The sequence below is a fragment of the Sphingopyxis granuli NBRC 100800 genome, from assembly GCF_001591045.1.
GTDB lineage: Bacteria > Pseudomonadota > Alphaproteobacteria > Sphingomonadales > Sphingomonadaceae > Sphingopyxis > Sphingopyxis granuli.
On the sequence record NZ_BCUA01000050.1, the window covers coordinates 20695 to 28425 of the forward strand.

General features: G+C 64.3%; 7 protein-coding genes and 1 pseudogene. 3 read left to right on the forward strand and 5 right to left on the reverse strand.

What is annotated here, in order from left to right; translation table 11 throughout:
- Positions 1–40: 40 nt before the first annotated feature.
- From SGR02S_RS12430 to SGR02S_RS12450, 5 genes and pseudogenes are all read right to left on the reverse strand, one after another.
- Positions 41–2113 carry an alpha/beta hydrolase family protein gene (locus SGR02S_RS12430; protein WP_067110172.1) on the reverse strand — a complete coding sequence of 691 codons (2073 nt, stop codon included), beginning with the start codon at positions 2111–2113 and terminating at the stop codon, positions 41–43.
- 67 nt (positions 2114–2180) lie between these two features.
- Positions 2181–3239 carry a mannose-1-phosphate guanylyltransferase/mannose-6-phosphate isomerase gene (locus SGR02S_RS12435; RefSeq protein WP_067110175.1) on the reverse strand — a complete coding sequence of 353 codons (1059 nt, stop codon included), beginning with the start codon at positions 3237–3239 and terminating at the stop codon, positions 2181–2183.
- Between the two features lie 36 nt (positions 3240–3275).
- Positions 3276–4082 carry a class I mannose-6-phosphate isomerase gene (locus tag SGR02S_RS12440; RefSeq protein WP_067110178.1) on the reverse strand — a complete coding sequence of 269 codons (807 nt, stop codon included), beginning with the start codon at positions 4080–4082 and terminating at the stop codon, positions 3276–3278.
- 45 nt (positions 4083–4127) lie between these two features.
- The gene (gene wecC, locus SGR02S_RS12445) at positions 4128–5423 is read right to left on the reverse strand and encodes a UDP-N-acetyl-D-mannosamine dehydrogenase (RefSeq protein ID WP_067110200.1); all 1296 of its coding nucleotides are present in this window, start codon (positions 5421–5423) and stop codon (positions 4128–4130) included.
- A pseudogene (locus SGR02S_RS12450) lies at positions 5410–5613 on the reverse strand (UDP-N-acetylglucosamine 2-epimerase); the annotation flags it as partial. The gene wecC and the pseudogene SGR02S_RS12450, both read right to left, overlap by 14 nt.
- A gap of 341 nt (positions 5614–5954) precedes the next feature.
- Between SGR02S_RS12450 and SGR02S_RS12455 the strand changes: the two are divergent.
- From SGR02S_RS12455 to SGR02S_RS20090, 3 genes are all read left to right on the forward strand, one after another.
- Positions 5955–6431, forward strand: coding sequence for a transposase (locus SGR02S_RS12455; protein ID WP_082797124.1), 477 nt, complete (start codon positions 5955–5957; stop codon positions 6429–6431).
- A 549-nt stretch (positions 6432–6980) separates the two neighbouring features.
- Positions 6981–7526, forward strand: coding sequence for a helix-turn-helix domain-containing protein (locus SGR02S_RS19645; protein WP_156483070.1), 546 nt, complete (start codon positions 6981–6983; stop codon positions 7524–7526).
- 17 nt (positions 7527–7543) lie between these two features.
- Positions 7544–7702, forward strand: a complete 159-nt coding sequence (locus SGR02S_RS20090) for a VOC family protein (RefSeq protein WP_156483071.1) — start codon at positions 7544–7546, stop codon at positions 7700–7702.
- Positions 7703–7731 lie beyond the last annotated feature (29 nt).

A 7731-nucleotide genomic window follows, 5' to 3' on the forward strand; every position in this document is an offset into this window, starting at 1 on the left:
CCGGATCAAATCCAGGGTGACGAGAGGCGGGAAATGGAAGCTATTTCTTCAGATAGCGCTTCATCCAGTCGAACACCGTGCGGTGCCACTGGACGCTGTTCGCGCCCTTCAGCACCCAGTGATTCTCGTCGGGGAAGACGAGCAGTTCGGACGGCACCCCCCGCCGCTGGAGCGCGGTGAAGGCGGCGAGCCCCTGCGTATAGGGGATGCGGAAATCCTTTTCGCCGGTGATCACCAGCATCGGCGTCTTCCACTTGTCGACATGGTTCACCGGGTTCCATTTCTCATATTCCTGCGGAACCGCGAAATAGGGCCCGCCATGCTCCCATTCGTCGAACCACAGCTCCTCGGTCTCATAGGCCATGGCGCGCGCATCGAAGACGCCGTCGTGCTGTACCAAGCATTTGAAGCCGTCGGTCCATTGCCCGGCGATCCAGTTCATCATGTAGCCGCCATAGGAGGCCCCGAGCGCGCAGGCGTTGCCGATGTCGAGCTGCGCATCTTTCTGCCCCGCGGCGGCAAGGCCGAGCTTCAGGTCTTCGAGCGGCTTGCCGCCCCAGTCCTTGTTGATGCTGTCGGTGAAGGCCTGACCATAGCCGGTCGAGCCGTGAAAATCGACGGTCACCGCGCCATAGCCCTGCTGCGCGAACAGGCGCGGGTTCCAGCGCGTCGACCAGCTGTCGCCGAAACTGCCCTGCGGTCCGCCGTGGACGAGGAAGGCGACGGGCAGCTTGCCGGTGGCATTGGCGGGCTTGATGATCTGTCCCCACACCGTGTCGCCGTTCGCACCGGCGAATTGCATGCGTTCGACCTTGACCGGATCGAGTTCGGCGAGAATCGCGGCATTGGCGTCGGTGATCTGGGTCACCTTGCCCTTGGCATCGCGGAGGTAGAGGTCGGTCGGCAGCAGGATCGAATTGCGCGAATAGAGCAGACCGCCGTCGGCGAGCGGGGTCACGTCGCCGATATTGCCCTCGGTCGCCGCGTTCGACGCCTTCAGGCGCTCGACCTTGCCTGTCGCGACATCGACGCGGAAGACGGGATGGTCGAGCACCTCCTGCGCGGTGACGTAGAGCGCCTTGCCGCCGGGCGCCCAAGCAATCGAGGCGACCGAGCGATCCCAGGCGTCGGTCAGCTTGCGCGTCTCGCCGTTTTCGAGGTTGCGCAGCATCAGCACCTGCCGGTCGCTTTCATAGCCGGGCCGCGCCATCGCGGCATAGGCGAGCCACTTGCCATCGGGGGAGGGCGTGGGCAGCGTGTCGGTCGCCTGGTTGGCTTCGGTCAGGTTGATCGGCGCGATGCGCGCATCGACCTTCGCCTGATAGATATCGAGGTTGGTCGAGGTCGGTTCGTCGCGGTCGGCCTTGCGCAGCGTGAAGAAGATCGTGCGGCTGTCGGCGCCCCAGGCGAGCTCCTCGCCGCCGCCGAAGGGTTTCGACGGCGTGTCGCCGATCAGCGAGCCGTCGACCGCGCGCCCCGCGGTCGCTTTGCCGTCGGCGAGATCGAAGACGAAGGGGCGGCTATGGGTGCCCGGCGTCTCCCATTGATCCCAGTGGCGGACGAAACCGACGCCGTCCTTGTAGTGGCGGCCGCTGCCCGGTCCGACGAGCGCGCCTTTTTCCTTCGCATCGCAGCCGAAGGCCGTGCACTCGCGGGGCACGTCGCCCCAGACGAGCAGGCGCCGGCCATCGGGCGACAGTTTGAAGCCCGCGACGTCGGCCTTCTCGCTGGTGACCTGCGTTGCCGGGGCGCTGCCGTCGCCGACGGCGATCCGCCAGAGCTGGTCGCTGCCCGAGGCGTCGGAGAGGAAGTAAAGCGCGCCATCGGGGCCGAACGCCGGGCTCGTCTCGTTCTTGCCCGGGGTGTCGGCGACGCGCACCGGCACGGCTCCCTTCGCCTTGCGGTCGAGAAGCCACAGGCCGGTCGAGCGCTTGTAGGTCTCCGCCTCGGTCTCGGTGATCTGGAATGCGACCCAGCGTCCGTCGGGCGAGGCGGCGGGAGCGGCAACGCGCTTCATTGTCGCCAGATCGACCTCGGTCATCGGCCGGGCGAGGGCGGGGGTGGACAGGACGGTTGCGAGCGCGATCGCGCTGGACAGGAGATGGTTTCGCATGAAAGCGGTTTAACGCCGCCGCCGCGCGGCGCAAGGGCACTACTGCGGACGGACAGAGCTTCCCGCGTCAACGCGGTGGGTGTGCGGCCAGATACTCGACGATCGCCTTGACTTCCTGCGCGCGCTCGCGCGGGATGACCAAGATGTCGTCGCCGTGCGTCACCACGATCAGGTCGGACACACCGACCACGGCGATGCGCTTGCCGCCGTCGGCGCGCAGATAGTTGCGTTCGGCGTCGAGCGTGACGACGTCGCCGATGCGGACGTTGCCGGCGTCGTCCTTCGCGCCCAGCGCGTGCAGCGCCGCCCAGCCGCCGACGTCGGACCAGCCGGGATCGACCGGCGCGACGACGACCCGGTCCGCGCCCTCCATCACCGCATAATCGATCGAATCGGCGGGGCTGCGCAGAAAGGCATCGGTATCGGGATGGATGCGTCCGCCATCCTGCCGTGCGTCCGTCATCGCGGCTGTGCAGGCCGCGGCCATCGCCGGTTGCTGGCGTTCGAGCTCGGTCAGGAAGCGATCGGCGCGCATCAGGAAGATGCCGGCGTTCCAGTAATGGCCGCCTTCGGCGAGCATCGCCTCCGCCCGCTCGCGTGGGGGTTTCTCAACGAAGCGCCGCACGCTGTGGACGCCGGGCGCATCGGGATGCGCTTCGCCCGCCGCGATATAGCCATAGCCGGTTTCGGGATGCGACGGAGCGATCCCGAAGGTCGCGATCGCGCCCGCTTCGACCGCGGGGCGCGCCGTGTCGATCGCGCGCAGGAAAGCGGTGACGTCGGTCATGACATGATCGGCGGGCATGACGAGAAGCAGCGATCCGGGGTCGCAGGCGCGCGCGGCCAGCGCGATCGCCGGGGCGGTGTTGCGCGCCGCGGGTTCGACGATGACCCGCGCGTCGGCGATTCCCGCCGCCGCCAGATCGGCCTCGACTGGCGCGACGTGCCCGGGGCCGCAGACGACCAGCGGCGCGGCGAAGCGCGTGCGATCGGCGACGCGATCCAGCGTCTGGCGGAACAGGCTGACCCCGCCGATCAGCGGCTGGAACTGCTTGGGCGCGGCACTGGTCGACACGGGCCACAGGCGGGTGCCCGATCCGCCGGACAGGATGACGGGAACGATCATGCGTTTTCTGTTACCATCCTTCGCCCCGCATCGCCATCAGTAGGACCAGCACAGAAGGGCGCGGGCATCCGGGGCCAGCGCGATGCCGTCGGCGCGGTCGATGACGACGCACTCGCCGAGCGCCACCGCCTCGTCATCGACGCGGCACCCCGGCGAGAGCGGTACGAAGCTGTATGCGCCGTCGGCGCGGGGTAGCATTGCCGCGGCGTCCGGGCCCGCCAGATGCAGCAGGCGGAAATGCGGGCCGTCGACCAGCAGGCGGTTGTCGTCCGGCTCGACGCGGCCGTCGCGCGGATCGGGGCGCGGCCCCGGCGCCGCGACCGCCAGCCCGGCGTCGAGGTGCAATTCGCGCGGCCGGCCGTAATCGTAGAGCCGATAGGTGCAGTCGACATTCTGCTGCACCTCGACCACCGTCAGCCCGGCGCCGATCGCGTGGATCGTCCCCGCCCGATTATAGACGAAATCGCCTGCCCGTGCAGGCCGCCAGTCGATCATGTCGACGATCGATCCATTGAGCGCGGCGTCGCGCAACGCCTCGCGCGACGTTGCGGCGACCAGCCCGACTCCGAGTTCGGCGCCGGGATCGGCATCGAGCACCAGCCAGCACTCGTCCTTGCCGCGTGCGAAGCCGGCGGCCTGCGCCGCCGCATCGTCGGGGTGAACCTGAATCGACAGGCGTTCGGAAGTGAAGAGGAATTTGATCAGGATCGGCGCATCGTCGCCGTCGGGATGGGCAAACCATATCTCGCCGATCCGGCGGCCGCCGAAATCCCCGAAATCCCTGGGTATGTCGGTTCGGCCCCAGGGCTTTTCCACGACAAGCGTTTGCAGGCGCGCGAGCATGGTGAAGAGATGTGGAGCCGCCCCCGCTGCGTCAAGCGGGAAGGGTCAGGCCGCCCTGTGCAGACGGTGGCTGGTCGCCGCTCCAGGCTGGTCGGGCCACAGGCCGCGCGTGTCGTAGACGATCTTGTCGGCGCGTTCCTCGAGCGGGATCGAGCGGAACAGGTCGTGATCGACGAGCACGATCAGGATGTCGCACGACGCCAGCGCGCTATCGAGATCGATCAGTTCGGCACCGGTATCGGCGAACGCGGCCGGAAGCGTGCGCGCGAAGGGCTCGACGATATGGATCTGCGGGCCGAACCGGCGCGCGAGCGCCGCGGCGACCTCGACCGCGGGGCTTTCGCGGAAATCGTCGATATTGGGCTTGAACGCGAGGCCGAGGCAGGCGACGCGGGCCTTCGGATGCTGCGAGACGAGCATTTCGGCCGCGCCGACGACATGCGCGGTCTTGGCGAGGTTGACCTCGCGCGCGGTGCGGATCAGGCGGCTTTGCGCAGGTGCGCCATGGACGAGGAACCACGGATCGACCGCGATGCAATGCCCGCCGACGCCCGGCCCGGGCTGGAGGATGTTGACGCGCGGGTGCCGGTTGGCGAGGCGGATCACCTCCCACACGTCGACCCCCATTTCCTCCGCCATCATCGACAGCTCGTTGGCGAAGGCGATGTTGACGTCGCGATAGCTGTTCTCGACCAGCTTCACCATTTCGGCGGCTCGCGCCGAGGTGGTGATGCAGGCGCCGCGCACGAACTGGCGATAGAAGGTCATCGCGCGCCGCGCGCAGCGCGGGGTGATGCCGCCGATGCAGCGGTCGTTGTCGACCAGCTCGATCAGGATGCGGCCGGGCAGGACGCGTTCGGGGCAATGGGCGATGAAGATGTCGGCGGCGCCGCTGCACGCGCCCGGCACCTTCAGATCGGGGCGCAGTTCGGCGATCAGCGCCGCGACCTTCTCGGTCGTGCCGACGGGCGAGGTCGATTCGAGGATGACGAGATCGCCTGCCTTCACCACCGGCGCCAGTGCGCGGGCGGCGGACAGGACATGGTGGATGTCGGGGCGATGCTCCTCGTCGTGCGGCGTCGGCACCGCGATGACGAAGACGTCGGCGGGCGCGACCTCGGTCGACGCGGTCAGCGTACCGCGCGCGACGACACCCTGGACGAGACCGTCGAGGTCGACCTCCTCGATATGGACGTGGCCGCTGTTGACGGTGTCGACGACATGCCGGCTGACGTCGACGCCCGTGACCCGGCACCCGGACCGCGCGATCAGCGCCGCGGTGGGCAGGCCGATATAACCGAGGCCGAGGACGGTGACTTTCTGTTCGCTATCGATGGGCACGCGCAACAATCTCCGCAATTCTTTCCGCCGCACGCCCGTCGCCGAAGGGGTTGTGGGCGCGGGCCATGGCGTCATAGGCGTCCTTATCGTCCAAAAGGCTGAAGATTTCCGCAACGATTCGATTGCGGTCGGTTCCGACGAGGCGTGCAGTGCCAGCCTCGATGCCCTCGAGCCGTTCGGTCGTCTCCTTTCTCTTGACTGGAAACTTCAAAAAGTTGGCCCCGGATAAAGGAATTGCTCGTTGATTCATAACCTCTGAAAATATGCAATTAATTGCATATTTTTACCTCCGTTTTCTTTCATTTATGCTCTGAGTTTTTTGTTTTCCCTTAAGGCAATTTTCTGAGTTTGAACGCGAATCTATGATCAAAAATAATCTCTTTATAACAATAAAATAACAAAAATCTTCAAATCAAAAGGGGTAATTTTTCTATATATTTTAAGTAGAAAAATTATCTATTTTGCGTAGAAATAAATATGTATGTCGCGTAGAATTCTGTACCCACTATTTCTGCATAGGTGAATCGGGCGATGTTTGACCTCAACGATCCCATTTTCAGCGATGTCGAAAAGGCTCGCGAGCATCTGGAACGGCTGAGATGGCCGAAAGGTCCTGTCTGCCCGCATTGCGGGGAGAAAGAGCGCGTTCATCGCTTGCAAGGCAAGTCCCATCGCGCCGGATTGATCCAGTGCAATGCGTGCCTCAAGAATTTCACCGTCACGGTCGGCACCGTCTTCGAGCATAGCAAAGTGTCGCTGGACCGGTGGTTACTGGCGGTCTTCCTTCTCTCGTCGAGCAAGAAGGCTGTCAGCATATCTCAGCTTCAACAACTGATCGGTGTTACCTACAAGACGGCGTGGTTCATGACCCAGCGTATCCGGGAGGCGATGGGGCATCTGGCTATCCCGGGGAGCGGCGAAAGCAAAGCTAAACGGAGCGAAAACGTCACTGCCGGGCGTAAGGTTCGTTCCGGCATCATACGCTTACCTGCCAAGAGAAAGGCGTAGCGGTCGACTGCACCATTTGTTGTAATGTGCGCGGCTACGACGCGAGGCATTCATCGTGCCCCGGCATCGTTTATGATCCGCCGCGATGTGAATTCTGCGGCGATCGCGAAACAGATTTGCGATCTCGTGGGTGGCCTGGCTCTTCCCTATCGGAAATGGGCGATGTCGCCAGCATTCGCTTAAGCACCCGGTTCATTTTCTTTTGGTCAGCTTTTTTCATGATTGATGATCCCGTGGAAAAGGGTGTTCCGTCTCCGATGTGACCCGCCCCACCGAGTGGTTTGCGGGGATTGCTAATGCATTGACGCTTCCATCGCCAGTGTTGGTCGGAGGTGGAGCGAAGCCTGTTGATAATGCTCGCTCGCTGATCGAATCGGTTGCGAATATCACGATGACATCGCTAGCCTGCCGGTATGGCCCGGCACCCCGTCTCAGTCTGGCTCAAAACCTTTGCACAGCGCGTCTCAAATGCCGCGGGTGCGGAATGAAACGGTGTTTGGACTCGATGATCTGCTGGCCAATGTCGAAACGGCACGATGACATGATCTGGTGGCGGCACCGCTCCAAATGCAGGAGGTGCGGAGCAAAAAAACCTATCTCACTTCGGTCCATACCCATCTGACGCCAGCCACTGAAACGAGCGGGGCGGGATTGGGACCCGCAATCGAAATTCGGGATATGACGGCGATCCCGCTGGGAAAAGCAATTAGCAAGGATTGCCGCCCTCCGAGAATAGTGGGGGCTCTTAACGATACCTGCTCGGTCATGCTCCGAGCAAAAATTATGTCGACGACCATGCCCAGCCTCGGCACGAATTTGCGCCGTCTTCGCGAAGCCCGAGGCATCAGTCAGCGGATTCTCGCGCAGAAGATCGGTGTCAGCATGCCGACGGTCAGCATGTGGGAGAGCGACCAGCGCCGCCCGGTGCTCAAGCGGCTCAATCAGATTTGCGAGATATTGGGCGTCTCGGCGGGCGAACTGATGACGGGTGCGAAGTCCGCCGAGCTGGCCGGCCTGCTCGCGCAAAGCCGCGAGCAGATCGCGCGCTTTCTCGGGACGTCGCCCGACAAAGTCCGGATCATGATCGAGATTTGATTGGGGGATTGCGGCGCATGGGCAGGGTGGGGCTGGCACATCTCGGCGTTCGCGTTGCCGATCTGGCGATTTCGCGCGACTGGAACCGTCAGCTGACCGGCGCCGAGATCGTTCACGACAATGGGGCAGCGGTTTTCCTTGCGCTCGATGAGGATCGTCATCGCTTCGTCCTGTAGAGCGACAGCGGCGCCGCACCCCCCCCCCC

Bases quoted from the DNA above. Each gene is read 5' to 3' on its own strand.
- SGR02S_RS12430 (WP_067110172.1), bottom strand. From the start codon at position 2,113: ATGCGAAACCATCTCCTGTCCAGCGCGATCGCGCTCGCAACCGTCCTG.
- SGR02S_RS12435 (WP_067110175.1), bottom strand. From the start codon at position 3,239: ATGATCGTTCCCGTCATCCTGTCCGGCGGATCGGGCACCCGCCTGTGG.
- SGR02S_RS12440 (WP_067110178.1), bottom strand. From the start codon at position 4,082: ATGCTCGCGCGCCTGCAAACGCTTGTCGTGGAAAAGCCCTGGGGCCGA.
- SGR02S_RS12455 (WP_082797124.1), top strand. From the start codon at position 5,955: ATGTTTGACCTCAACGATCCCATTTTCAGCGATGTCGAAAAGGCTCGC.
- SGR02S_RS20090 (WP_156483071.1), top strand. From the start codon at position 7,544: ATGGGCAGGGTGGGGCTGGCACATCTCGGCGTTCGCGTTGCCGATCTG.